Raw genomic sequence first — 24,852 nt, 5'->3', positions numbered from 1 at the left:
TCTACAGATTTTCTTCCTTCACCTTGGCGCGGATCAAATCTTCGGCTTTCTTCACAATCTCCTCTGGATTTAATCCCGTGGTATCAATGGGATCCAAAACCTCCCAAGACATGTGGGTGAAAGGCCTAAGTGGAAATGCTCCCCATTCTACCATTTTATAGGACCCATTAATTGCAATTGGAACAACGAGTGCTTCTGGGTTTTTCTTCATCAAAGTCGCAATTCCACCTACAGAGAAAGACTTCATCTTTCCGGTTTTAGTCCTTGTCCCTTCAGGAAAAATAAATGCTGACCAATTATTCTTTTTCATGTTATTGGCTAGGGTCAAGATCTCTGCAATTGACTGTTTTGGATCTTTTCGGTCAATATTTGCCGCTCCCCCATGTTTTAGGTTAAAGGAGATACTTGGAATATTGGCGGTCATCAATTCAATCTTAGAGATGAACTTACCATGGAATCTTCTCAAAAAGTAAATCAAAGGTGGGATATCGTAGGTACTTTGGTGATTGGCAATGAAGATAATGGGTTTGCCAACTGGAATGTTTTTGTTGTCGATAAACTGTGTCCTGTTGAATAGGGTATAGTTACATGCTACCAGAAAGCCATTTAAGATATCAACACTTTTCTTATGGGCGGCATAACCCCCTAGTTTCAAGCATAACCATTGAATGGGATGGAATATCAATAATGATAATGCAAAACAAATATAAAATATCGGAGTAAGGATAAATCCTAATAACTTTCTCATCTGTAAACTAAAATTGAGCAAATATACGAATTAGTATATTTTATCCCTTTCTTCAATTCTTAAATTGTAAATGTTAAACAAAGTTTAAATATTATTAAATATATGTTTAACTTTATTTAAGTAAATCTATAATATATGAAGTTTCCTATTCAATGTCCGGCATGCGATAATGAAATGTCTGTGGTAAAATTGCACTGTAGCAACTGCGAAACAGAGGTGGCTGGAAGATTTAATTTTCCTTTATTGATGCGTTTGGAACCTGAGGAACAGGACTTCATTATTGAGTTTCTATTAAACTCTGGAAGTCTCAAGGAAATGGCCAATAAATTAGGAAAGAGCTATCCAACCGTTAGGAATAAGCTTGATGAATTGATAGATAAAGTTAAAAACCTTCAGTAAAATCATGAAATTCAAAGAAAATCAAAATATGCTGACCACTTGGTTGCTCTTAATCATTTTAGCGGTTATAGTTGCCCAAGTTTTTGCCATCAGTCCCTATTATATGGATGTATTCAAAACCAGTGGCTTTCTGCTGTCAGTAATCGTGTTGCTGTTCTTATTACTGATTAAATTAAAGACTACCTATGATTCCGAAGGAATCCGTATCGTTTTCATCCCTTTTATCTGGAATAAATTTATTCCATGGTCTGACATTGCTTCTGCGTATATTAGGACCTATACATTTGCGGATTTTGGAGGCTGGGGTTACAGAATAGGGAAGTGGGGAAAAGCCTATTCTGCCAAAGGAGATCAAGGATTGCAATTGATCATGAAAGACGGAAGCCAGTTAATGATTGGGACCCAAAAACCTGAAGAGATCCAAAAAATAATAAACCAATATAAACCTTACAAAGATGAGTTCTAGAGATTTTGTCAATATCATGTTAAATCCATTTGAGGATGTAACTAGTCGTAAATTATTGATTTTTGGTAGTTTAGGTTTTCTGCTGCTGAGTATATTAGGGTTTTTCTTCCATTTTATTAACAACGGGATTATTCAATTGCATTTTATTGATCCAAGGCCATTTTGGAAATATTTAATCTATGGTCTTATCAATACTGGGGCATTAACTGCCTTAATGTATGCCTATGCAAGGTTCAATTATTCCAAGACCAGACTATTGGATGTGTTGATTTCAGTGCTCATTGCGCAATGCGTATTGGTTGTTATTGCCCTTTTTCTATTGAATCCATACATAATGGGAATCATGGATGATCTTAAAGGTGAAATTGAAAAAGGTAATATTGATAAGCTAAATATTTCACCTATTAATTTGGGGATCATCACCTTGGCGGGAATCTTCAGTATTTTTTCCATTTATTATTTTTTTCATTTACTGGTTAGAGGTATGAAAATTGCCATCAACAGTAATAAACTGTTCCATACTATAGCGATTGTGTTGTTGACTTTGGTTTTGGACGTTATTTTGAATGTATTAAACCCTTATTTTTAAGTATATGAAGAATTATTTTTTGGCACTGGTCCTGTTTTGTTCATGTTCGATGGGATTTTCACAATCCTTTGAAGGAAACTGGAAGGGAGCTTTGCAGGTTTCAGGGATGGAATTGCCATTAATCTTTGAATTTAAATACAATGGAGCTTGGGAAGGGACAATGCAGAGTCCTAAACAGAGCACTAATAGATTTCCTTTGACAAGCATTCTTGCCGAAGGTGATTCGATATTTGTGGAGCTGAAAAGTATGGGCGTAAAATATGCTGGAAAGATCAGCACTGACCGCATGAGAATCGATGGCAAGTTTCAGCAAGGGGGGCTAAAGACTGAATTAGTCCTTAGCAAACTTACTGCTGAGCAAGCCAGTGAAGCTGGTACTTTTAAACGAAGCCAACGCGTAAATCCTCCATATCCTTATGATACCGTAGATGTAACATTTGAAAATAAAATAGACAAGGTAACTCTTGCCGGAACGATAACCAAGCCCAAAGAACCAGGTAAATATCCAGCAGTGATATTGGTTTCTGGAAGCGGGCCCCAGGATCGGAATGAAACTTTAATGGGCCATGAGCCCTTTAAGGTATTGGCGGATTACCTGACTAAGAACAATATTGTGGTTCTTCGTTATGATGATAGAGGAGTAGGGAAATCCCAAGGCGATTTTGCGAAGTCTACTACGGGTGATTTTGGAAAAGATGCACTTGCAGCTTTGAGCTTCTTGCGCAAGCAAGCCCAAGTAGATCCAATGAAAGTTGGGATAATAGGCCATAGTGAAGGCGGATTGATAGCCACGATCCTCGCAGGGCAACAAGCTAGTGGGTTGAATTTTATTGTGACCTTGGCTGGTCCAACGATAAGGATGGACTCTCTGATGATTCTCCAGAATGCAGCAATCATGAAATCACAAGGAAAGGATATTTCTGAAGCAGAACGTGCAATAATCAAGAAGAATTATGAGATTATGGCCTCCGACCTTCCGGGCGACAAGGCATTTGACGCCATACGTAATAATATGCGTTCAGTAAGCGGTAGCCAAAATATGGAAAGTGCTGATCAGCTAGCTGCTTTGGTGACTCCATGGTTCCGTCATTTCATCAAGATAGATCCAGTGCCATTTATCAAAAAGATCAAGATCCCTACATTTGCAGCGTTTGGGGGCAAGGATGTCCAAGTGCCCGCTGCTGGAAATATAGAAAGCCTAACGGACAACCTTCCAAAAAACAAAAAAGACCTTTTAAAGGTCTACCCAAACTTAAACCATTTGTTCCAGAATGCTAAAACTGGGGCTGTAGGTGAATATGCTGAAATTGAAGAAACAATTAGTCCAGAAGTGTTAAAGGAGATTACAGCTTGGATTAAAGCTTTATAAAGTATAGGTATTTAATAAAAATAGCGGTCTAATTTAGACCGCTATTTTTATATAATCTTTTATTGTGAATAACCTGGATTCTGTACCAATGCAGGGTTCACTGAGATTTCTCTATATGGAATAGGGAATACCATTTTCGGAGAATTGTACGGAAGAGAACCAATATTCTTTTTTGTTCTCTTCAGGTCGTGCAATCTGTGACCCTCAAAGGCCAATTCCTTACTACGTTCCAATAAGATAGCGTCCAAGGTCAGATCTTCTAGATCTTCGAGTCCAGCCCTTTCACGTAGTACATTGATGTCATCTAATGGATCGGCTCCGATGGCAGTGCTCAATCTGAAGTTACATTCAGCGCGCATAAGATACAAATCGGTCAATCGAACCACTGGGATGTTGTCAAAATAATTGTACCATTTTTTGGTAAACCAACCCGATTTGGCGCCAGTGCCATCATAGATCATCTGTGTTCTGCGTTTATCGGTAGGATCAAAAGTGTTGTAATAGGAATTCAAGATGCTCAAATCACCACGACCAACTTTTCCACCTGTATTGTTCAAATAGCTAGAGTAGAATGTTGCTAATCCATCATTTGAAGAACCAGCATTACTTTGTTCGTTCTGTTGAATCTCAAATACGCCTTCAGAAGAATTTGGCGTACGGAAAGGAGCTTCCAAAGTCGGAGATAGCTCATATTCTCCACTTTCGATGATATCATTGGCTAGGTCTCTGGCTTTGTCATATTTGCCTTGTTGTAAATATAGACGTGCCAACATCCCTTGTGAGGCTGCGAGGTCAGAAGGGTAATCTGCTAATTTGGCGATGGAGGCCAATAGATCTTTTTCCGCCTGTGCATAGGACTCTGTCACTGTGCTTCTCGTAATCCCTTTGATCAGGTCTTCAAACTTAGTAACCGCTTTCAGGGGAATAGGTACACCAGGGGTTGAATTAGCTCCACCTGCTTCATATGGTAAGCCATAGAGACGCACAAGTTCAAAGAACATAATACCACGAATGAAATAAGCTTTACCTTCAATTTGGGCCTTCATATCTTCATCAGTGATGATAGGAAGTGCTTCTAGGACTGTATTGGCGGCATTGATCGCCTGATAAGCATTGGTCCAGGTACGGGTAACATCCTCATTGGTTGCAATAATATTCTGATTCGAGATGTCTCGATAAGTTGAAAAGGATCCAGTCCAGTTTAAATAACCAGGGCTGGCAAATAGATCCGGAACCATAACCAGGTTCGTTCCATATAATGCGCCTTCTGCAATAATGGTATAAGCACCGGTGAGGGCGTTGTTTACATCTGCAGGGGTAGAAAGTGCCTTTTCAGCCGAAATATCGTCGACAGGCTCAATCTCCAGTTTTTTTCCGCATGATCCCAAGGTCAGTGCAACTGCCACAGCAGGAATTGTAATATATTTTATGATGTTCATGATAGTTCGCTTAGAAGATTAAAAACCAATGTTAACTCCAAATGTGATCGTTCTAGGCTGCGGTGCTGTATAAAAATCAGTACCTAGCTGATACCTGCCGGCAAAGGTCGTGTTGATCTCTGGGTCATAACCGTTGTATTTAGTGAAAGTCAACAAGTTTGTAGCAGAAACATAGATGCGAGCAGATTGCATATAAGCTTTGTTGGCAATACTAGAAGGTAAGTTATAACCAAGGACAACATTTTTAACACGGAAGTAGGAACCATCTTGAATATAGCGAGAAGAAGGTCTTGTTCCATTTCCTTCATCAAAACGAGGTTGCGGAATCATGGTCACATCGCCAGGTTTCTTCCAATAGTCCATTTGATCTAAAGTCTGGTTATCGAAGTAATCACCATTGGTTGATTGGAAACCTCCTGCAGCATTGTAGATATCATTGCCATAAACAAATTGCGTCTGGATGGCTAGATCGAAGCTCCTATAGGAGAAGTTGTTTCCGAAACCACCAAAGAACTTAGGATTAGGGTCGCCAATCCATTGATCAGCAGCTTCCGAGTATTCGTTGGTTGTTGTCGTTTGACTTGCGTCCAAATAATATAAAGCATCACCATTTTCAGTATCTACACCAGCATAGGCCTTGCCGTAAAAGAAACCATAAGGCATACCTTCTTCAATTCTACCCAAATAGCGACCTCCTGGATAGATAGGCTGCCCATCAACCAACTTTAAGATTTTGTTTTTATTGAAGGAGATATTGAATGAAGTACTCCATTTAAATTCGCCAACAAAGTTTTTAGAATTCAATGCGAACTCCATACCGCGGTTCTGCATATCACCTACGTTCTGAAGGATGGTCGTGAATCCATTGGTAGATTCAATAGGCACATCCAATAATAGGTCGGTTGTTTTCTTGAAATAAGCATCGATGGTTCCAGATAATCTATCGTTGAAGAAACCAAAGTCAACACCGAAGTTGCTTGAAGTTGTGTTTTCCCAAGTCAGTTTTTCATCGCCTAATCTCAATGGAACAGTTCCCGGAACACCGGCATAGTTAGCACCTGTGTACAGTGTCCTTGGTCCAAAGTTATCAATCTCGGCATTACCGGTACGACCGTAACTTGCTCGCAGTTTTAGGAATGATAGGGTTGAGTTGCCTTTTAAGAAGTCCTCTTCAGAAACCACCCAACCTACTGAAGCCGCTGGGAAAGAACCATATCTAGATTCTTTACCGAATCTGGAAGACCCATCAATACGTAAGGTCGCTTCCAATAAATAGCGGTTCTTGAATTTGTAGTTAGCTCTCGCTAGGTAAGATAGGAATGAGAACCTAGACTCAGATGAACTGGCGTTTGATTTTATTGCTGCACTGATGATCTTAGTGAATTGGTCTGAAGGAAAACCTTTACCTTCAGCCATGGTGGATCTTAATTGTCCTTCTTGATAAGCCATACCTAACATCGCGCTGAAATCATGGATTTCATTGAATGTCTTGCTATAGTTCAAGGTATTGTTGGTATTGAAATTGATTGAGCGGGCTTGGTAATTCCAGCCGTAACCTCCAACATCACCACCATCTTGGGTTCTTGATCCTAGAAAGATTTCTTCCTCCAGGTTTTGGAAATCCATACCATATTCCGAACGGAAGATCAGGTTAGGGCTAATCTTAGCACTGGCATAAGCCGTTGCGAATGTACGGTAGGTGTTTGAAAGGTTTTTGCCATTTTCAAGATCAATCAGGTTGTTATAATAAACTGTATAATTGTTCAATACTCCATTCTCGTCCCTGATCGCTTGGATAGGGGGAAGGGCATTTAATTGTAAAGGGTTTGAAAAGGCATTGTCACTGCTAACACGGTAGTTGTCAATTTTATTGATATTGATCGTACCGCCAACATCTAGCCAGGAATTTGCCGAATGGTCCAAACCTAAACGGCCGGAGGTCCTTACAAAGCGGTTGCCGATAATAACACCTTTATTGTCGTTATAACTTCCAGAAGCAATAAATCTTGTTTTTTCATCCCCTCCAGATACATTTAGGCTGTATTGTTGGATTCCACCTCTTCTCAATCCTTCGTCTACCCAATTGCTGTTGTAGTTTTTGTCCCAATCATCCGACCCGGTCCAATCCTCCCAAAATTCAGCTAATGTAGGATATTGGTCTTCACCGGTTCCGATGTATCCGCCATTGTTCAGGGCAGTGCCCAATAATTCCTTATACTGGGTTCCATTCAGGAATTCACCCTTTTTGGTTGGATCGCTGAACCCCCCAAAGTAGCCTAACTCAAATTTTGTCCTTCCAGCTTTACCCTTTTTGGTCGTGATGATCACTACACCGTTCGAACCTCTGGCACCATAGATTGCTGTAGCAGCAGCATCCTTTAATACATCCAAGGATTCAATGTCATCAGGACTGATGGCTGCCAATGGGTTATCTGGTTCATCATAAGTACCCATGGCAGAAGAAATAATTGGCACTCCATCGATGACATACAGAGGTTGAGTACCTGCTGAGATCGAGGAAATACCTCGAACACGGATCTGTAGGGCCTGTCCTAATTTTCCAGAGCTTGAGTTGACAAATACCCCAGGTGCGCGACCTTGCAGGGCACTTTCAACAGTTTGTAGAGGTACATCTTCCAAATCAGACATTTTTACACTGGCGACCGATCCGGTCATGTCCTTTTTGATCTGAGTACCATAACCCACTACCACAACCTCTTCCAGGTCTGCAGCAGCAGGTGTCAATTGAACATCGATGTTTTTTCGGTTGTCGATGCTCAGCTGTTGGGAGCTATAGCCAACAAAAGTGTAATGTAAGGCTTTGATAGAAGCACTTACACCGATTTCATAGCGTCCCTGAGCATCGGTCTGTGCTGCAGAGTTGCTTCCAACTGCACGAACGGTAACTCCAGAAATGGGCTGATTGGTTACAGCGTCAGTTACTGTTCCTGTAATCGTTTGGTCTTGTCCAAATGCAATGAAATGCATCAGACACAACGATAAGAAAAAAAGTAGTTTTCTTTTCATAAAATAAGTTTCAGTTAGTGATTAGTGTTCACTTGAGGAGCTGTTCTAACTCCTTTAGGCTTTGATTATTAAATTAAATATAGAAAAATTTAATAATCAAATAAATGATAGTCAAAATTTTTAATATTAGCGCTTTTATAAGCGAGGAGTTAATTTTAGCAATTCGATGTTTAAACAATAAAAAACGGCTATCATGTACCATGATAGCCGTTTTAATTTCTTGTATTTTTTTATTTAAGGGGTCGTATTTGCAACAGGAAGGATCTTTCCATTATAATATTTATGTCCGTTTTGGGCAAACTCAGCGACATATCTTCCCATTTCAAAAGCTAAGGTTCCCGCCTCAACACCTGGGAAAGCTGCTTCAAACATTTCAGTCTGTGATGAACCTAAGGCTAGGCAATTCACTTTAATATTTTTATCCTTTAACTCTTCCGCTAAACATTCCGTTAAGATGGCCAAAGCCCCTTTGCTTGCGGAATATGCTGATAAGCCAGGGAATTTTGCAGACCCTTGAAACCCACCCATACTACTGATGTTGACAATATGGCCTCCTTCTTTCATCATCGGAACGATATGCTTAATCATCTGTATATGCCCCAATAGGTTGGATTGGAACATCTGGGCAACATCTTCCATGCTTGTTTCCAAAAATGGCTTATTGATCAGCGCCCCTGCATTATTGATCAGGATATCAACCTTGTCAAACTTGGATTGGATAAATGGGACCAAAGATTCAGGATAATTGTCAAACACAATGTCAAATTGTGCCGGATAGAGTGTTCCGCCATCATGGTTCAATGAGGACGCAATCTCATGTAATTTTCTCAATTTATCTGCTGATCTCGCCAGGGCGATTACCTTATTTTCCTTATTCGCGGTCAAATCTAGCACGGCTTCAAATCCTATTCCACTGCTAGCGCCTGTTATGATGATATTTGCCATTATTATTCCTCTTCTTTATCTATTTCTTCCTCTACTTCTTTTGCAGATGGTAATTTATCTGCTCCCAATCGTTGTGGCCTGAATATATAGTATATACCACTTGAGGCAACCAATAAAGATATGATATAGAATATCAAACTAATGGTTACCGCGATATGTGGGTCCAATTTAAGGTAGGTTGCCAAACTGAATATGACAGATTCCCTTAGTCCGATCGCTCCCCCAATGGAAGGTACAATAGCCACCAATTGAGAGACCATAAAGATCAATAGGTAGGGAGAGAACTTGCCATCAAAGTTCATGGCCAATAATATGAAGGTTGCGGTCAAGGTTTGAAAACCCTGAACACATAAGGCCTTAAAATGGGTCGTGATAAAATTCTTAAGGAACTGCTTGAAGAATAGACGGAGCACATACAGGTAGCTGATAGTTCCTATAAAAAGGACTGCTATGGTAACAGCATTTGGTATGGCTAACCTTGGCATGAAGATAATCAGGGCACCGGTGATGATACTTAAGGCCCAAAGACCCGATAACCTATCAAAAAAAACTGCACCCAATACCTGCCGACGAGAAATCTGGAAATTCTTCTTTAAGAAAAAGATCTTATAGCCATCTCCACCAATTCCTCCAGGTAGAAAGAAATTATAGAGCAGGCCTAATTGATAGAGTCTAAAATTATAGCGTTCGGTCAATTTGAGTCCTATCGCTTTAAAGAAAGAGTTCAACCGTGAGGATGCTACTAAAATGGAGCATATATATGCCAACAGGGCAAAGAATAAGTATAGGGGATTACTGTCTTTTAATACCTCAGTAAGGTCCTTGAATGATATTTTTGTAGAAACCCAATACAGAGCACCCGCTGTGATCAGTACCTTTAGGATGTTTTTTGCGATTTCCCAAATCTTTGATTTTTCCATTTAATTTTTGCTGTAATTATAGCATCGGGTAAATGCGGGAATAGAATAAAATCAGGTAAATCAGCAGAAATCCTCCACACAAGCTGAATAACCAATTCAAATCAATCCGTCTGTATTTTTCCTTTAACATCATGAACATCAAAATGATAAAGATAATGAATAAGGAAATGGGGGCAAATATAGCCCATTTGTTTGGGAAATTTAAAGAAATATTATCCAGTATTTTAGCATCTTTGCTAAAAGCGAATACAATTCCGACAATTAAAACAATCATCATCAAACGAAGAATAGCCTTGGCTACAATTTTGCTTATGGTATGATTTTTGGAAGTGTTGTTCATCAATGAAAATTGAGTTTTTTGTTTACTAATATACATTTATTATACTATTTTAAAATTTGTAATATGCATAAACGTATTATTTCGTTTTTATCTTTACTAACAGCTTTGTTGGTTTTAGGTAGTTGTGGAGCACCAAGAAAAGGCGCTACAGGTGGTACTGAATCAGGAGCTGTTTCTGCTACAGGCCCATCGGCATCACAATGGCGTTCGGGAGTGAAAGGAACATGGACATTGAATTCCGTGACCCGCGAAAACATCCCAAGCAGCTATACCGTTAAAAATATGTTTGATGAAGCACCGGTTGATTGTTTCATCGGTTCGCTATGGAACCTTCCTGGCGGAAACCAAAGAGGAAGCATCACCTTTAATGCGGATGGAAACCTATGTGCTAGTGGAACTGTACGTACCATTGTTTGGTCTATCTTCAATCCCGGTAAAACAGGTGGTCAGCCTGCATTCCAATTCAAGAAAATCTATGCTGGAGACAAAGCTTCTAACGTAACAAGTGGTTACCGTTTGGATTTGTCTTATGCTGATGAAAACTCCTTGGAGATGCGTTTGCCGGTAGATTTGAATGACGGTAAAACTGGAAACTTGGTTCTTAAATTTAGTAGAGCCGGAGAATAATTCCACAAAAAGAATTTTTTGAATGTAAGCCGTAGCGAAATCTACGGCTTTTTTTATGCAAGCCATTTTATCAGGTTTCGGTAAGGTTTTTCTCAATCGTTTGTCTGAAATCTCTATATTTGTCAAGTTATAACAATCAGAATGAGTCAAGAAAGTAATAAAGTTGCTCTCATTACCGGTATTACCGGACAGGACGGAGCATATTTAGCAGAGTTTTTATTAAAAAAAGGCTATGTCGTGCATGGATTGAAAAGAAGAAGTTCTTTGTTTAATACCGACCGTATCGACCATTTGTACCAAGATCCGCACCAATTAGGACGTAATTTCGTCCTGCATTATGGCGATCTTACAGATTCAACCAACCTGATCCGGATCATTCAAGAAACGAAACCTACTGAAATTTATAACCTCGCTGCACAATCCCATGTGAAAGTGAGCTTTGATACCCCAGAATATACTGCAAATGCCGATGGACTTGGAACGCTAAGGATCCTTGAGGCTGTCCGTTTGTTGGGGTTGACAGAACATACCCGTATCTATCAAGCTTCTACATCGGAGCTTTATGGGCTAGTTCAGGCTGTTCCTCAAAGTGAAACCACTCCATTTTATCCAAGAAGTCCATATGCCGTTGCAAAACTTTATGGCTATTGGATTACGGTGAACTACCGCGAAGCATATAATATGTATGCCTGCAATGGTATCCTTTTTAATCATGAAAGCCCTGTGCGGGGAGAAACTTTCGTGACTAGAAAGATTACTCGTGCTGCTGCGAAAATTGCATTAGGTCTTCAGGATAAACTTTACTTAGGCAATCTCTCTGCACAACGTGATTGGGGACATGCCAAAGATTATGTTGAAGCCATGTGGCTGATCTTGCAACAGGATAAGGCTGAAGACTTTGTTATAGCTACCGGTGTGACGACTACGGTACGTGAATTTGTCAGGATGGCCTTTGCTGAGCTAGGGATTGAAGTGGAATTCTCCGGTAAAGCAGAAGCTGAGAAAGGCGTTATTATTGATCGTGATAACGAAAGATTGAAGGAGCTAGGTCTTGATCCTGAGAAAATTAAGCTAGGTCAAACTATTGTAAAAGTAGATCCTGCTTATTACCGCCCTACGGAGGTCGATCTATTGATTGGTGATCCGAGTAAGGCAAACAACAAATTAGGTTGGAAACCCAAATACGACCTTGAAATGTTGGTGAATGAAATGGTACTCTCTGACCTCAAACTTATGCAAAGAGAGGAATATCTCAAAAAAGGGGGCTTTGATATCCTAAATTATTTTGAATAGCAGCAACTTGGAACAATATTTGCTTCCGAAAGTTAAATAAATATTAAATATTCATTTTGTAATTGTTTAGTGTCTCCCCACTTAACAGTTCAATGGAGATAATGGAAAATGAAAACAGACGTTAACAAGATAGATACAAAAGAAGCGCAAGTCGCCCCTGTAGTAAAAAGGGATAATTCTAAGATCTACTTTTTCGTGATTGCAATTGCAGCCCTTTTGGCCACCAATATATATTTCTATGTAAAATATAAATCTTCTGGTGAAAAACTGTACACAGTGACTCTTCAGAAAGAAAATTTACAGATTGAAATAGACCGTATTGAGGCCGAACTTGATAATATCAAATCTGAAGGTATTACCAGTACTGCCGCTTTGGTTGCAGCAGAACAGTCCGCTAGGCAAAAGATTGAAGATTTACGAAAAGGACTCGAAAACAATGAAATCACTGGCCCTCAGATAGAGGCTGCCAAAGCTGATGTTTCTTTGTTGAAAGATCAGGTTTCAAAAATGAAGGATGATGTCACGGCCTTGAAGATCAAAAATCAGCTGTTGGCAGAAACGAATTCAGACCTCAATAAGCAAGTCAAAGATTCCGAGGCAAAAGCTGCTACGCTCGTAACGGAAAAAAATGCGCTTACCGATAAAATTGCCAAAGCTTCTTCTATCAAAGTATCCAATGTACATATCATCGGGATCGAAGAGAAAAGAAATGGCTCTTTAGAAAATGAAAATAAAGCTAAGCGTATTGATAAACTTCAGATCAACTTTACCGTTGCGGACAATCCTTTGGCGGCAATGGGGAAAAAGGAAGTATATGTTAGGATTATCAACCCTAAAGGTAACCTAATTGCCAACTCGGAGGATTTGTTCTTAGTGCATGGTGAAAAATTACAATATACGTTCAAAGAAAACATTGAATTCAATAATAACGGTCAAGAATATCAATTTATGTGGTCTGATCCTAATCACAAATTCCAAAAAGGAGCATACACGGTATTGCTTTATGCGGATGATGCCATAATGGGTCGTTCCTCAGTTGTATTGAAATAAAAAAGGTTATTATATAAACACAAGAAAGGAGCTGAATATTCAGCTCCTTTTTTGTTTTTTGTGGATGAGTGCCAATGGAGCGGCTTGGTGAATCGTAAGATTTAATGATTGTATTGGTTCCCCTTTCCGGTGTTACATTGAGAAGGTTCCCCGAAGGGCAATGTCATTAAATTAGGAAAAGAAATTTAGATTCTTCGTTACTTTTGAAGCCCAAAAGTAACCAAACCGACGTAGGAGCTCACGGATGCCAAAAACAACTCGAATCCGTAACGCTTCGGCCCATTTAAGGATTACCGATCTCATTGTTACTTTTGGAGCCCAAAAGTAACCAAAAACCTTCGGCCCATTTAAGGTGGCTTTTCGCACAATCCAGCGCACATGGATAGAATGCCTTGTTGTCGGGAATATCTTTCAGAAGATCATCCCTTTTGATGGGATGATCTTCTGAAAGCATTCCAAGGCCAATCCCATCGCACAAGTCGACGGCATTCTATCCATTTTTCCGCCACTGGAAATGAGCCGGTGGCTAAAGTGCTTCCTTCGGAAGGATGTATGTTTGTATAAATTGGGAACCCCTGGAAGGGGTGGAATCTTTGTAGAGAATCTGATCGTTAATCGGATAACCCACAGTGTGGGTGAAATATTTTTTCCATTTTTAATCCCTTTTTGGGGTCATTCTGAGGAACGAAGAATCTCGGAACCATGCAAAATCCATTTGAAAACACATTGCATTGGCGCAAGGTTCTTCAATCTACAATAATTTACATTGGCGTACAGGTCCTCCCTTTTCGATGTAGAATTACAAGGTCATGAAGGGGAAATCCGTACAGATTCTTCACTGAACGGTCAGAATCAATATACGCTAAAGAGGGGTTCAGCGTGAAACGAAGAATCTATTTTATTATTTTTTTTAAGGATTGAAGTCAATCCGAAATCGTAAGATGAGGAAACTATTTTAAATGAAGCATGAATAGTTCCGAGACCCTTCAAGGTGACACAAAGAGGGTGTAGAAAAAGCCTTCATCCCAACAAAAGCTTTTATTTCCAAAGCTCTCATCAGAAGCTAACCATAGCCCTTCCCAATAACAGCCGTTTCTTGGCTTTTAAACCTTTATTTATCTTCTTCCTCATAAAGAGGCAGGATAATAGTGAAAGTCGTTCCTATGCCTTCAAAAGTCACAAAGGAGATGTCTCCATTCATGGACTCGACGGTTTTCTTAACAAAAGCCAATCCAAGTCCTGTCCCGGAACTTTTCGTTGTAAAGTTTGGTTGGAATATCTTTGGAATCACATCGGCCGGAATGCCCATCCCATTATCTTTCACGATAATCTTGACTTTCTTTTGGTCCAAATGCTCGATCAAGATGCTGATCAGATGTTTTTTTCTTCCAATCGATGCTTCAATGGAGTTTTTGATCAAGTTATTGAAGGTCCTCAGCAATTGATCCCTATCTCCCAATACATAAACATTCTCATCATCCGTGTTATTGATAATCTTAATGTACGTATTATGGTTGTTATGGTAGACGTTCGCAGATTTATTGATCTTCTCGATCAGGTTAATCTTTGCTAAATTGGTATCTGGTAACTTGGCAAAATTTGAAAACTCAGTAGCAATCTTGCTCAAGCTGTTGATCTGTTCAATAAAGGAATTTGAGATCCTAAAGAACCGTTCTTCAAACCTCGGATCATCCTCCGTATAACTACGTGTCAATTGTTGGATCCCCAATTTCATTGGAGTCAATGGATTCTTGATCTCATGTGCAATCTGTTTAGCCATCTCGCGCCAAGCATATTCCCGTTCAGCATTCATCAACTGTTTGGCATTTTCCTCCAGCTTCACGATCATAAAATTGTATTCCTTGACCAAGGCGCCGATTTCATCATCACGCTCCCAGTACAATGGTTCGTTTGGTTTATTGCTGAATATCGTTTGGGAAAGCTTTTTACCGATCAAGCTCAATGGTTTGGTAATGGAGTTGGCAACCATGACCGTTAAGAAACCTAACCCTAGGATAATGATGGTATAGATATTCAAGAGGGTATTCAACAATAAGTTTTGGCTTTCATTTTCTTCCTCTACGGATGTAAAGTATGGAATATTTAAGAAGAGGATATTGTTGTATTCATTGTTTTTAATCGTTGCATAACTTGAATTGTATTCAAAGGTCACAACATTCTCCTTGATAAAGGAATCCGTTTTTTTGAGAACGTTCAGGTTATTGAACGCGATCGGATTAATAAACCGTGAAACCAATCCCATATCATAGATCTTGGGTTGGGAGGTAAAGATCAACTTTCCGTTTTTGTTATAGAGGTTGATGTCAGTGACCGAGGTTTCGGAGAAATTCTTTACAAAGTCCTGTATTTCAGCCTCGGATAGGTTATCGGAAGATTGGATCTTATTCTCAATCTTTTTTACCACATCCATGATATAACCTAGACGTTGCTGCACCTTCGATTTTTCCAATTGACCCGAAATACTGATAAAGGAAATAAATCCAGAGATTACGATCGCAAAGATCACGACACCAATGATCATGGTCTGAATCCGCGTACTATACTGGATACGGTTTATCAATAATTTGAAGTGGTATTTGATACTTCGGAAATTGAATGATTTCTGTGTAATGGTACTAAAGAAATATTTGATACCATCGAATATCAGGAAATAGATGTACAGGCATAGGAATAGGAAGGAGAACACCGCGACAGACTGCCATAAGCTTAGCTGCGGAGTGCTGACCACAAGGGTGGTATTAGCATCCGGTTTATAGACCAGGTTAAAGTAGCCATTATAGTCATCCCTTGTTATGTATTGCTGTACCTTCCCACCAAAGGCATCATCCTTATTAGGGTAGGTGAATGAACCATTTTGGGTGACCAATGCTCCATCACGATATAGTGCAAAGGAGGTCGCATTGCTCTGGTAGTTCCTGATAAATTCCACCTTGCTATCCGAAAGGATCTCTGGATAAGGCATCGTCGTGCCATAGGCCCTGTTCTTGAGGTTGATGAATACTTGGACCACACGGTCTTCGGTCGTATCGACTGGTATATCAAATTGCAGGAAATATTCATGGGTTCCCAAGTCACTACGGACACGGTAGAAATGTTCGGTCTGTTGAACCTTGGTGGACTTATTGATTACCTTCTCTCGATATTCATCGATTTTATTGTTCTCATAGTTGCCTAGGGCCTGGTCATTGTAATAATAATAACCGTTGAACTCAAATTTCGAAAGGTAACCACTGAAATAGGTGTTCTTGATATATTCATTGATAATGTCAATCTGTGTGTTTGGCAAGCTGATGGCGAAAGATTGTCGCAATCCTTCGTCAGCTGTTATCTTCCTTTCCAGATCCACAAACAGGGCAGTGGCATTTAGGTCGTCTTCTGCCTCCAACTGATTTACCGTCACCTTCATTTCCCTTTCTACCTTTGACTCCAAGCTTCGGGTGTAGACGGAGGTGGTCATGAACGCTAGGAAAACCAGGGTAAGGATAAAAGTGGACATGGCCAGGTTTACCTTCAGTTTACTATAGGCCCTTAGCATGATGATGCCGGCCAAGAAGATGTTAAAGAAGGTATTGTCGCCAACAAAAATGGCATTCAAGATGATCGCTGTAACCAAAGCAATCAATTGAATGTTCAGAAAGGATGTTGTATTCGGTAGGATTGACTTTAAGATATTGACAACCGTATCTATGAAATAGAGCAGGATAACCATGTTGATGCACATGATCAAGATGTTCAACCAGCTGTAGGAGTTAAAGGAAAGTAAATTGGTCAGGTCCAATGTTACCGCGGTACTGTTCGTAATCAGGGTAGAAAGATGGAAAAACAGTAAGTTGCTGATCAGGTAGATCCCCAAAATTGAAAGCAAGGCAGTAATGGTCGCTAGGTTTCCAGTCAGTTTCTTCAATGGGATCCTAAGGTAAGGTTGGATAACCCTGAAATAAAAAACCAGCCAACCTACCAATAAGGTGGTCATAAAGAAACCCCAGAGGTTAGGTAGGAGAGGACTGTAAGCGTAATATTTAGGGTCAAAGAGTCCAATGCTTGATGAGGATGCCAGCCAGTTTGTGTTTAGATCCACATATCGGGTCAGGATCAAAGTAAAGGTAAAGAAGGCAAGTGAAAACCAGGGTCTGCCATTCTTTGCAATCATCAGACAGATATTGTTGACCAAGATCAGGAAACAGATCGAAGCGAATACCCAACACATAAATTGGATATCCATAAAAATATTGTCATGCTTCCCTTGATTTAGCTTAACCGAGAATAAATAGGCCCCTGTCTTGCTATAGATGTTTTTTATGTTCTCTGTATCCGTATAGTCTGCAATGGTCAGATTGTTGGTGGCAATGAGCTCATTGAAGAAATGATTGACGAGATATTCATTGGTAATCGAGAAATTGGTCTTTACAGGGATTAATGCGAGGACAGAAGTATTGGAGGTTAATGTCTTCCGTTTGAGGATAAAGGATCGATTATCTTCCTGTATAAAGACCACATCCGATTGGATGCCGCCATCCGTAAGGGGAACATAGATATTGTTGCTCCAGAATATGGGTTTATGGTCCTTATAGATATAAAAGAAGATCTTGTATTTGTCGCCGTATTTCTTGGCTACATCTAGGACTTGGGTAGGGTAGACCTCAACATTGACGAAGGCTTTCATGAGATTAGAATCTGCCCACAGCTCGTCTACAATGTCTTCGTATCGATGAATGTTATTTGAAAGAGTTCTGGTATCCAATTCCAACATATCTTCCTTGGTTACCATTTTGTTGATCATGATGGCGGTAGCGAGGAAAGATACAGTCAGGATTAGTAAGAGGATTCTTATTTTATTACCCATTTATCTGATTTTACTAATGGGTAAATATAAATAAAAAACTCCTCGCAAATAATTTTACGAGGAGTTTTATAGAGAAATTCAACCTTAGTGTTGGTGAACGTCTTCTTGACGGAAGAATTTCGCCGTAAAATACTCACGGTTCATTCTTGCGATGTTTGTTAATTTAATGCCTTTTGGACATTCCGCTTCACAAGCTCCGGTATTTGTACAGTTACCGAAACCTTCTGCGTCCATTTGGTCAACCATTGCCTGAGCACGTTCATAGCGTTCAGTCTGACCTTGCGGCAATAATGCGAATTGTGAAATCTTAGCCGATACGAATAGCATAGCTGAAGCATTTTTACATGCAGCAACACACGCTCCACATCCGATACAAGTTGCCGATTCGAAAGCCTCATCAGCGATACGCTTAGGGATCAAGATATTGTTGGCATCCTGGGGTCCACCAGTGTTGATATTGATATAACCACCTGCTTGTTGGATTCTGTCAAATGATGTTCTATCAACAGCTAAATCTTTCAATACAGGGAATGCTGCAGCTCTCCATGGTTCAATTACGATAGTTTGGCCATCGTGGAAAGAACGCATATGCAGCTGGCAAGTTGTAATACCGTATTTAGGTCCATGAGGACGTCCGTTGATAACTAAGGAGCACATTCCACAGATACCTTCACGACAGTCATGGTCGAAATAGATAGGATCTTCCCCTTGACGAGTTAGGTCTTCGTTTACCACATCCAGCATTTCTAGGAAAGACATATCATCAGCGATGTCTTTAGCTTGGATAGTCACGAATTGTCCTTTGTCATTTGAGTTTTTCTGACGCCAAACTTTTAGCGTTAAATTCATATGTGCACTCATGATAATATTTTTGAGTAGCAAAAGGCTTCACAGGAAGCCCTTTGGCTTATTTATAACTTCTTTGTGTTAACTTAACGTTTTCGAATACCAATGATTCCTTGTGCAAGATCTCTGGTTGGTTATCACCATTGTATTGCCAAGCTGCAACATATGCATATTCATCATCATTACGTTTTGCTTCTCCTTCTTCAGTTTGTGATTCCACTCTAAAGTGACCACCACAAGACTCATTTCTGTTCAAAGCATCGTCAACCATTAATTCTCCTAATTCCAAAAAGTCTGCAACACGGCCAGCTTTTTCTAGGGACATGTTCAACTCTTCGTTTTGTCCCAATACTTTCGTGTCAGTCCAGAACTCTTTGCGAAGATCTTGGATCAAGCCTTTTGCTTTTTCCAATCCTTCTGCTGTACGAGCCATTCCACAGTATTCCCACATGATGTGGCCTAATTTCTTGTGGATATCATCAACCGTTTTGCTACCCTTAAGGGCCAATAACTTGTTGATTTTTTCTTCAACCTCTTTACGGGTTTGCTCGAAAGCAGGATTGTTTTTGTCAACAGGTTTGAAGTTTCCGATTTTCGCTAAGTAATCACCTACAGTGTAAGGGATTACGAAGTAACCATCAGAAAGACCCTGCATCAATGCCGAAGCACCTAGACGGTTAGCACCGTGATCAGAGAAGTTAGCCTCTCCTAAACAGTATAAACCTGGTACCGTTGTCATCAAGTTGTAGTCAACCCAAACACCACCCATGGTATAGTGAACCGCAGGGTAGATACGCATTGGTTGCTCGTATGGGTTTTCGTCAGTAATTTGGTAATACATGTCGAATAAGTTACCATACTTAGCTTCTACTACATCTTTTCCTAAACGTTGGATCGCTTCAGCGAAGTCCAAGAATACCGCTACTCCAGTTTTACCAACACCACGTCCTTCGTCAACCATTTCCTTAGCGTTACGTGAAGCCACGTCACGAGGTACCAAGTTACCGAATGAAGGGTATTTTCTTTCCAAGAAGTAATCGCGATCGTCTTCTTTGATATCTTTAGGCTTCAATTCTCCTTTACGAAGTTTCTCTGCCAATTCAATTGTCTTTGGAACCCATACACGGCCATCATTACGCAAGGACTCTGACATCAAAGTCAATTTGGATTGATGGTCACCGGTAACTGGGATACAAGTAGGGTGGATCTGAGTATAACAAGGGTTAGCAAAGAATGCACCACGTTTGTGCGCTCTCCATGCAGCCGTTACGTTACAGCCCATTGCATTTGTAGAAAGGAAAAATACGTTTCCGTATCCACCAGTACATAATAATACCGCATGACCTTCGTGAGCTTCGATCTCACCGGTGATAAGGTCACGTGTAATGATACCTCTAGCTTCGCCATCGATCTTTACTAAATCTAGCATTTCATGACGAGTGTAGGATTTTACTTTACCAGCTTCAATCTGGCGGTTAAGCGCTGAATAAGCACCTAGCAATAATTGTTGTCCCGTTTGACCACGTGCGTAGAACGTACGTGATACCTGTGCACCACCAAATGAACGGTTGTCCAATAGACCACCATATTCACGTGCGAAAGGAACACCTTGAGCAACACATTGGTCGATGATGTTTACCGAAACTTCAGCCAAACGGTATACGTTTGCCTCACGAGCGCGGTAGTCACCACCCTTGATCGTATCGTAGAATAGACGGTAAACTGAGTCACCGTCGTTTTGATAGTTTTTCGCAGCGTTAATACCCCCTTGCGCAGCAATAGAGTGCGCACGTCTTGGAGAGTCCTGATAACAGAATGTTTTAACGTTGTAGCCTAATTCTGCTAATGCAGCGGCAGCAGATGCTCCTGCCAAACCTGTACCAACAACGATAATGGTAAACTTACGCTTGTTGGCTGGGTTGACCAGCTTCATCTCAAATTTATGTTTTGACCATTTTTCGGCCAAAGGGCCTGAAGGTACTCTTGAATCTAACATATCCTTTATTTATTTATAAGATCTTGCTATTGCGTAATCTGTAAATAACCTATTTAACAAAATAAAAATACAATGGCATTGACGCGAATAGGATTGGAATAATAATTCCGAATACCCATATTCCGATTGTTTTAATGATGCCTTTGTAACGTCTGTGGTTAAAACCAATCGTTTGGAATGCAGATTGGAAACCGTGGATCAAGTGGAAAGCTAATGCTGCCATTCCTAAAAGGTACAATCCAACCAATAAAGGGTTTTGGAAAGTAACGGCCACTTGTCTGTATAAATCTTTAGATTTAACTACTTCAAATCCAGCGTCTTCGTATTGAACATACCCGATGTAATCTGAAGGAATATCGTCTAACTGTAAAACCTCTTGGTTGCCCGTTGAGATTTCAGTACGGTACTCTACGTAAGGAGTAGTTCCAAATTTGTACTGAAACCAGAAGTTTTGCATGTGTGTAACAATGAAAATTAGTAAAACAGTACCCAAGATTCCCATGTTACGAGAATTCCAAGCGCTGTTTGCGTTTCCATCATACTGGTTGTAACCAATAGGACGTGCTGCTTTGTTCTTTGTAGTTAGGATAAGAGCATAAACCGCGTGAACAATGATAGAAAGATAAAGTAGGTATGATACTACTTTAATCGGGGTAAAATGGGTCATGAAATAAGCGTAATTGTTAAACGCATACCCCGCATCATCTTTAAATAGTTGTAAGTTACCGATCAAGTGAACTATCAAGAAAGTACATAAGAACAATCCCGTCAAGCTCATGATTAGTTTCTTCCCTAGTGAAGATGTTAATACTGGCTTTGATTTACTCATTATTACTATGAATTTAATTTAAGTACGCAAATCTATCTATTTGATGACATATAAATGAGATTTATGTATAAAAAAGACCTAATTTAGAATGGTTCTAATTTTCGCCAAAAAATAAGGCCCGATTTTTATCAAATCAGGCCAAAAACTTTTTATTATTAAGTGCTTACAAGAAGGAGTAACCCACTCCAATTGACCACATACTGATCTTTTGCTTGTGCGCATTATCTTTGCTCATATTACTCAAGCCATGTTCATATCTCAAGTCAACAGTGAATTTGCTGATGTCAGCACCAACACCTCCGATGATTCCAGTCGATGATTTTTTGTAAGCATCTGTATTGGCTACCGATTTGATATCTCCCTCATGAGCGAATGAAAATACTGGACCTGCCTGGATACGTACGCCGATTGGACCTAAGCCAATTCTAGTACCTAAAAGAACTGGTAAATCAACACTCTTGAAGGTTGCTTCACTGTTTGTTCCATCTTCAGTTTCATATCCAGCTTTTTTCTGCGTATAGTACAACTCCGGCTGAACGTGGAAACCTGCAACACCTACACGTCCCCAAATACCTGCTTGGAATCCAGCTTTTGTATCTGAATTCAACCATGAACCATCCGATTTCAAGCTCGAAAAGTTTACTGCGCCCTTAATACCCAACTTTAAGCTCGGTAATAATTGTGCTTGCGTTGCCTGAACGCATAAGAATAAGGCAGCTAATCCAAGTAAGATTTTTTTCATATCAAAAATTTATATATTTACTAATTCCAAACACTAAATTAGTAGTTTTTATTCAATAAGCGCATATTAATATGTATAATTTCAAGATCAGTGCCGAAGAATGGCCCATATTAAAACTAAAACTGAAAAGAAAATATAACACTCTTTCCGAAGAAGACTTGCAATACAGTCCAGGCCAAGAGGAAGAACTTTTGAAACGTCTTGCCAAAAGATTGAACCGTAATGTAGACTATGTCGTGTTTACCCTTTCCAAAGAATTGACCGACCTGGAGTCAAATAGACTATAAGGAAGGATATGGAGAAGTTGATCAGTTGGGAAGAGTTTGAACAGGTGGACCTACGGGTAGGGACAATATTGGAAGTTTCTGATTTCCCAAAAGCCCGAAGGCCAGCCTACCAATTGCTGGTAGATTTTGGTGAGGAGATCGGGACCCGCAAGTCCTCCGCCCAAATCACTGCACAGTATTCCAAGGAAGAGCTCATTGGTAAACAAGTCGTGGCAGTCGTGAATTTCCCTAAAAAACAGATTGCCAATTTTATGTCCGAGTGCTTGGTAACGGGATTCGAGGATGAGAATGGAGATATTATTTTGACAACCGTGGAACGAAAGGTTCCGAACGGTGCAAAGCTGAAGTAATGAAGGTGTACAATTTCGAAGAAACTCCTCAACAAGGTATCCCCAGTCTTGATGAGCAGTATATGCAGGAAGCCTTGAAGCTTGCCAAGAAAGCCTTTGAGGAAGATGAAATCCCGATTGGTGCCATCATTGTGTCCAATGGAAAGATCATTGGCAAGGGCTATAATATGACCGAAAGGTTGAATGATGTAACAGCCCATGCAGAAATGCAGGCCTTTACGGCAGCAGCGAACTTTCTCGGAGGAAAGTATCTGAAGGATTGCACCCTTTATGTGACGGTTGAGCCCTGCGTAATGTGTGCCGGTGCAAGCTATTGGACCCAGATCAGCAAGATTGTCTACGGGGCCCGCGATGAAAAGAGAGGCTATTCCAGTATCCATGAAAAAATCATCCATCCCAAGACGATCATTCAGTCGGGTGTGCTGGAAAAGGAATGTGCCGAACTCATGATGTCTTTTTTTCGTAATAAACGTTGAGTTATCCACAAATTGGGGCCTAAACGAAACAAAAACGCGCTTAAATTGTTATATTCGTGTATTGATAATTAATAAATAAAATATAAACGTTATGGCATTTGAATTAGAGGCGTTACCTTACCCAGCAGACGCATTAGAACCATCTATCGATAAAGAAACAATGATCATTCACCATGATCGTCACCACCAAGCATATGTAGACAACTTGAACAAAGCTATTGCAGGTACCGATGCAGAAAACCTTTCTTTGGAAGAAATCCTGAAGAATGTGAGCAAGTACCCAGCAGCAGTGAGAAACAATGCAGGCGGTGTATGGAACCATGATCTTTTCTGGAAGGTTTTAGGCCCAAATGCAGGTGGTGAGCCTACAGGAGATTTAGCAAATGATATTAATGCTACTTTCGGTTCATTCGCAGAATTGAAAAAGAAATTGCAAGAAGCAGGTGCTGGTAGATTCGGTTCAGGATGGTCTTGGTTAATCGTTGGTCAAGACGGTAAACTGGCTGTAGTATCTACTCCTAATCAAGATAACCCTTTGATGGATGTTGCTGAAGTAAAAGGTACTCCAATCTTTGGTATCGATGTATGGGAACATGCTTACTACCTAAAATATCAGAATAAACGCCCAGCCTACCTAGAAGAGATCTTCAACGTAGTAAATTGGGATGACGTAGCTAAACGTTACGCGGAAGCTAAAAAAGGTTAATCCATAATAGATTATTCTTAGAGAGCGGATATCTGAATGTAGATATCCGCTTTTTTTATGGTCTCAATGAAAGCTTGAATCTAGCAAAACCCACAGGGAGGCTAACATCTTTATAGAAATTGGATATTTGTAATGGTGAGCCTACAGCGTGGGTGAAATGTTTTTCAATCAATTTTCATTAAAAAAAACAGTTCGTTCGCTGTGCTCACGATGACAACGATCCAAAATAAATTAAAAAATAGATTCTTCGCTTCGCTCTGAATCCCTCAATAGCGTATTTTGATTCTGAACGATCAGTGAAGAATCTGTACGTTTCTCCCCCATGACCTTGTCATTCTCAATCGAAGATTGAGGACCTGTACGCCAATGCCATCCGCAATTGATATGTCTGTAAAATTCCGAGATCCTTCCTTCGTCAGGACGACAGCTAGGGGGGGGAGAAGGTAAAGGACCTGTACGCCAATGCCATCCGCAATTGATATGTCTGTAAAATTCCGAGATCCTTCCTTCGTCAGGACGACAGCTAGGGGGGGCGAAGGTAATA

General features: G+C 40.1%; 23 protein-coding genes. 11 read left to right on the top strand and 12 right to left on the bottom strand.

What is annotated here, in order from left to right:
- Position 1 precedes the first annotated feature (1 nt).
- Entirely contained in the window at positions 2-748 is a 747-nt protein-coding gene (locus ACWIB3_RS11390; RefSeq protein ID WP_185213325.1) for a lysophospholipid acyltransferase family protein, read from the bottom strand.
- A gap of 135 nt (positions 749-883) precedes the next feature.
- Between ACWIB3_RS11390 and ACWIB3_RS11385 the strand changes: the two genes are divergently transcribed.
- Genes ACWIB3_RS11385 through ACWIB3_RS11370 form a run of 4 tightly spaced genes read left to right on the top strand, consistent with a single transcriptional unit; the run spans position 884 to position 3,571 of the window.
- Positions 884-1,147, top strand: coding sequence for a DUF2089 family protein (locus ACWIB3_RS11385; RefSeq protein ID WP_185213326.1), 264 nt, complete (start codon positions 884-886; stop codon positions 1,145-1,147).
- Positions 1,148-1,151: 4 nt separating this feature from the next.
- The gene (locus ACWIB3_RS11380; RefSeq protein ID WP_454291646.1) at positions 1,152-1,613 is read left to right on the top strand and encodes a hypothetical protein; all 462 of its coding nucleotides are present in this window, start codon (positions 1,152-1,154) and stop codon (positions 1,611-1,613) included.
- On the top strand, positions 1,603-2,202 hold the full coding sequence (locus ACWIB3_RS11375) for a hypothetical protein (protein WP_313261660.1): 600 nt from the start codon (positions 1,603-1,605) through the stop codon (positions 2,200-2,202). The genes ACWIB3_RS11380 and ACWIB3_RS11375 overlap by 11 nt, the downstream gene beginning before the upstream one ends.
- Positions 2,203-2,206: 4 nt before the next feature.
- On the top strand, positions 2,207-3,571 hold the full coding sequence (locus ACWIB3_RS11370) for an alpha/beta hydrolase family protein (RefSeq protein ID WP_454291645.1): 1,365 nt from the start codon (positions 2,207-2,209) through the stop codon (positions 3,569-3,571).
- Positions 3,572-3,630: 59 nt separating this feature from the next.
- On the opposite strand, the gene ACWIB3_RS11365 is transcribed toward ACWIB3_RS11370, so the two are convergent.
- The 5 genes from ACWIB3_RS11365 to ACWIB3_RS11345 form a co-directional block, all read right to left on the bottom strand.
- Positions 3,631-5,010 (bottom strand): RagB/SusD family nutrient uptake outer membrane protein, encoded by a 1,380-nt coding sequence (locus ACWIB3_RS11365; RefSeq protein ID WP_185213330.1) that lies wholly within the window; start codon positions 5,008-5,010, stop codon positions 3,631-3,633.
- An 18-nt stretch (positions 5,011-5,028) separates the two neighbouring features.
- Positions 5,029-8,037: a SusC/RagA family TonB-linked outer membrane protein gene (locus ACWIB3_RS11360; RefSeq protein ID WP_313261662.1), complete on the bottom strand. Its 3,009-nt coding sequence runs from the start codon at positions 8,035-8,037 to the stop codon at positions 5,029-5,031.
- Positions 8,038-8,271: 234 nt separating this feature from the next.
- Positions 8,272-8,982: an SDR family NAD(P)-dependent oxidoreductase gene (locus ACWIB3_RS11355; protein WP_254529612.1), complete on the bottom strand. Its 711-nt coding sequence runs from the start codon at positions 8,980-8,982 to the stop codon at positions 8,272-8,274.
- A gap of 2 nt (positions 8,983-8,984) precedes the next feature.
- Positions 8,985-9,902 (bottom strand): lysylphosphatidylglycerol synthase transmembrane domain-containing protein, encoded by a 918-nt coding sequence (locus ACWIB3_RS11350; protein ID WP_185213333.1) that lies wholly within the window; start codon positions 9,900-9,902, stop codon positions 8,985-8,987.
- 16 nt (positions 9,903-9,918) lie between these two features.
- Positions 9,919-10,278, bottom strand: a complete 360-nt coding sequence (locus ACWIB3_RS11345; RefSeq protein ID WP_237219520.1) for a hypothetical protein — start codon at positions 10,276-10,278, stop codon at positions 9,919-9,921.
- 27 nt (positions 10,279-10,305) lie between these two features.
- Between ACWIB3_RS11345 and ACWIB3_RS11340 the strand changes: the two genes are divergently transcribed.
- From ACWIB3_RS11340 to ACWIB3_RS11330, 3 genes are all read left to right on the top strand, one after another.
- Entirely contained in the window at positions 10,306-10,869 is a 564-nt protein-coding gene (locus ACWIB3_RS11340; RefSeq protein WP_454291644.1) for a lipocalin family protein, read from the top strand.
- Between the two features lie 141 nt (positions 10,870-11,010).
- Positions 11,011-12,162: a GDP-mannose 4,6-dehydratase gene (gmd, locus tag ACWIB3_RS11335; protein ID WP_185213335.1), complete on the top strand. Its 1,152-nt coding sequence runs from the start codon at positions 11,011-11,013 to the stop codon at positions 12,160-12,162.
- A gap of 108 nt (positions 12,163-12,270) precedes the next feature.
- The gene (locus tag ACWIB3_RS11330) at positions 12,271-13,212 is read left to right on the top strand and encodes a hypothetical protein (RefSeq protein ID WP_254529608.1); all 942 of its coding nucleotides are present in this window, start codon (positions 12,271-12,273) and stop codon (positions 13,210-13,212) included.
- Positions 13,213-14,323: 1,111 nt separating this feature from the next.
- Here ACWIB3_RS11330 and ACWIB3_RS11325 read toward each other — a convergent pair.
- The 5 genes from ACWIB3_RS11325 to ACWIB3_RS11305 form a co-directional block, all read right to left on the bottom strand.
- The gene (locus tag ACWIB3_RS11325; protein ID WP_313261665.1) at positions 14,324-18,076 is read right to left on the bottom strand and encodes an ATP-binding protein; all 3,753 of its coding nucleotides are present in this window, start codon (positions 18,074-18,076) and stop codon (positions 14,324-14,326) included.
- An 84-nt stretch (positions 18,077-18,160) separates the two neighbouring features.
- A complete protein-coding gene (locus ACWIB3_RS11320) occupies positions 18,161-18,937 on the bottom strand; it encodes a succinate dehydrogenase/fumarate reductase iron-sulfur subunit (protein WP_175486344.1) in 777 nt (258 codons plus the stop codon).
- A 46-nt stretch (positions 18,938-18,983) separates the two neighbouring features.
- Complete coding sequence (locus ACWIB3_RS11315; protein ID WP_313261666.1) at positions 18,984-20,918, bottom strand: fumarate reductase/succinate dehydrogenase flavoprotein subunit; 1,935 nt, start codon at positions 20,916-20,918, stop codon at positions 18,984-18,986.
- 49 nt (positions 20,919-20,967) lie between these two features.
- A complete protein-coding gene (locus ACWIB3_RS11310) occupies positions 20,968-21,747 on the bottom strand; it encodes a succinate dehydrogenase cytochrome b subunit (RefSeq protein ID WP_185213340.1) in 780 nt (259 codons plus the stop codon).
- A 163-nt stretch (positions 21,748-21,910) separates the two neighbouring features.
- Entirely contained in the window at positions 21,911-22,489 is a 579-nt protein-coding gene (locus ACWIB3_RS11305; protein ID WP_185213341.1) for a porin family protein, read from the bottom strand.
- Between the two features lie 71 nt (positions 22,490-22,560).
- Here ACWIB3_RS11305 and ACWIB3_RS11300 point away from each other — a divergent pair, with 71 nt between their 5' ends.
- The 4 genes from ACWIB3_RS11300 to ACWIB3_RS11285 all read left to right on the top strand — a co-directional run bounded on the left by ACWIB3_RS11300 (position 22,561) and on the right by ACWIB3_RS11285 (position 24,308).
- On the top strand, positions 22,561-22,776 hold the full coding sequence (locus tag ACWIB3_RS11300) for a hypothetical protein (protein WP_185213342.1): 216 nt from the start codon (positions 22,561-22,563) through the stop codon (positions 22,774-22,776).
- Positions 22,777-22,784: 8 nt separating this feature from the next.
- Positions 22,785-23,126 (top strand): tRNA-binding protein, encoded by a 342-nt coding sequence (locus ACWIB3_RS11295; protein WP_185213343.1) that lies wholly within the window; start codon positions 22,785-22,787, stop codon positions 23,124-23,126.
- Positions 23,126-23,602, top strand: a complete 477-nt coding sequence (locus ACWIB3_RS11290) for a nucleoside deaminase (RefSeq protein WP_454291643.1) — start codon at positions 23,126-23,128, stop codon at positions 23,600-23,602. The genes ACWIB3_RS11295 and ACWIB3_RS11290 overlap by 1 nt, the downstream gene beginning before the upstream one ends.
- A 91-nt stretch (positions 23,603-23,693) precedes the next feature.
- Positions 23,694-24,308, top strand: a complete 615-nt coding sequence (locus ACWIB3_RS11285) for a superoxide dismutase (protein WP_185217666.1) — start codon at positions 23,694-23,696, stop codon at positions 24,306-24,308.
- A gap of 231 nt (positions 24,309-24,539) precedes the next feature.
- Here ACWIB3_RS11285 and ACWIB3_RS11280 read toward each other — a convergent pair.
- Positions 24,540-24,852 (bottom strand): hypothetical protein (locus ACWIB3_RS11280; protein WP_454291642.1); only part of this gene is annotated, 313 nt, incomplete at its 5' end.

The organism is Sphingobacterium sp. NPDC055431 (assembly GCF_053644255.1).
Note: the sequence above shows the minus strand (reverse complement) of the source record. Positions and strands in the feature narration are given on the sequence as shown.

What these genes read in the sequence shown, in the direction of transcription:
- ACWIB3_RS11390 (WP_185213325.1), bottom strand. Translation starts at nt 748, where the DNA reads ATGAGAAAGTTATTAGGATTTATCCTTACTCCGATATTTTATATTTGT.
- ACWIB3_RS11385 (WP_185213326.1), top strand. Translation starts at nt 884, where the DNA reads ATGAAGTTTCCTATTCAATGTCCGGCATGCGATAATGAAATGTCTGTG.
- ACWIB3_RS11380 (WP_454291646.1), top strand. Translation starts at nt 1,152, where the DNA reads ATGAAATTCAAAGAAAATCAAAATATGCTGACCACTTGGTTGCTCTTA.
- ACWIB3_RS11375 (WP_313261660.1), top strand. Translation starts at nt 1,603, where the DNA reads ATGAGTTCTAGAGATTTTGTCAATATCATGTTAAATCCATTTGAGGAT.
- ACWIB3_RS11370 (WP_454291645.1), top strand. Translation starts at nt 2,207, where the DNA reads ATGAAGAATTATTTTTTGGCACTGGTCCTGTTTTGTTCATGTTCGATG.
- ACWIB3_RS11365 (WP_185213330.1), bottom strand. Translation starts at nt 5,010, where the DNA reads ATGAACATCATAAAATATATTACAATTCCTGCTGTGGCAGTTGCACTG.
- ACWIB3_RS11360 (WP_313261662.1), bottom strand. Translation starts at nt 8,037, where the DNA reads ATGAAAAGAAAACTACTTTTTTTCTTATCGTTGTGTCTGATGCATTTC.
- ACWIB3_RS11355 (WP_254529612.1), bottom strand. Translation starts at nt 8,982, where the DNA reads ATGGCAAATATCATCATAACAGGCGCTAGCAGTGGAATAGGATTTGAA.
- ACWIB3_RS11350 (WP_185213333.1), bottom strand. Translation starts at nt 9,902, where the DNA reads ATGGAAAAATCAAAGATTTGGGAAATCGCAAAAAACATCCTAAAGGTA.
- ACWIB3_RS11345 (WP_237219520.1), bottom strand. Translation starts at nt 10,278, where the DNA reads ATGTATATTAGTAAACAAAAAACTCAATTTTCATTGATGAACAACACT.
- ACWIB3_RS11340 (WP_454291644.1), top strand. Translation starts at nt 10,306, where the DNA reads ATGCATAAACGTATTATTTCGTTTTTATCTTTACTAACAGCTTTGTTG.
- gmd (WP_185213335.1), top strand. Translation starts at nt 11,011, where the DNA reads ATGAGTCAAGAAAGTAATAAAGTTGCTCTCATTACCGGTATTACCGGA.
- ACWIB3_RS11330 (WP_254529608.1), top strand. Translation starts at nt 12,271, where the DNA reads ATGAAAACAGACGTTAACAAGATAGATACAAAAGAAGCGCAAGTCGCC.
- ACWIB3_RS11325 (WP_313261665.1), bottom strand. Translation starts at nt 18,076, where the DNA reads ATGGGTAATAAAATAAGAATCCTCTTACTAATCCTGACTGTATCTTTC.
- ACWIB3_RS11320 (WP_175486344.1), bottom strand. Translation starts at nt 18,937, where the DNA reads ATGAGTGCACATATGAATTTAACGCTAAAAGTTTGGCGTCAGAAAAAC.
- ACWIB3_RS11315 (WP_313261666.1), bottom strand. Translation starts at nt 20,918, where the DNA reads ATGTTAGATTCAAGAGTACCTTCAGGCCCTTTGGCCGAAAAATGGTCA.
- ACWIB3_RS11310 (WP_185213340.1), bottom strand. Translation starts at nt 21,747, where the DNA reads ATGAGTAAATCAAAGCCAGTATTAACATCTTCACTAGGGAAGAAACTA.
- ACWIB3_RS11305 (WP_185213341.1), bottom strand. Translation starts at nt 22,489, where the DNA reads ATGAAAAAAATCTTACTTGGATTAGCTGCCTTATTCTTATGCGTTCAG.
- ACWIB3_RS11300 (WP_185213342.1), top strand. Translation starts at nt 22,561, where the DNA reads ATGTATAATTTCAAGATCAGTGCCGAAGAATGGCCCATATTAAAACTA.
- ACWIB3_RS11295 (WP_185213343.1), top strand. Translation starts at nt 22,785, where the DNA reads ATGGAGAAGTTGATCAGTTGGGAAGAGTTTGAACAGGTGGACCTACGG.
- ACWIB3_RS11290 (WP_454291643.1), top strand. Translation starts at nt 23,126, where the DNA reads ATGAAGGTGTACAATTTCGAAGAAACTCCTCAACAAGGTATCCCCAGT.
- ACWIB3_RS11285 (WP_185217666.1), top strand. Translation starts at nt 23,694, where the DNA reads ATGGCATTTGAATTAGAGGCGTTACCTTACCCAGCAGACGCATTAGAA.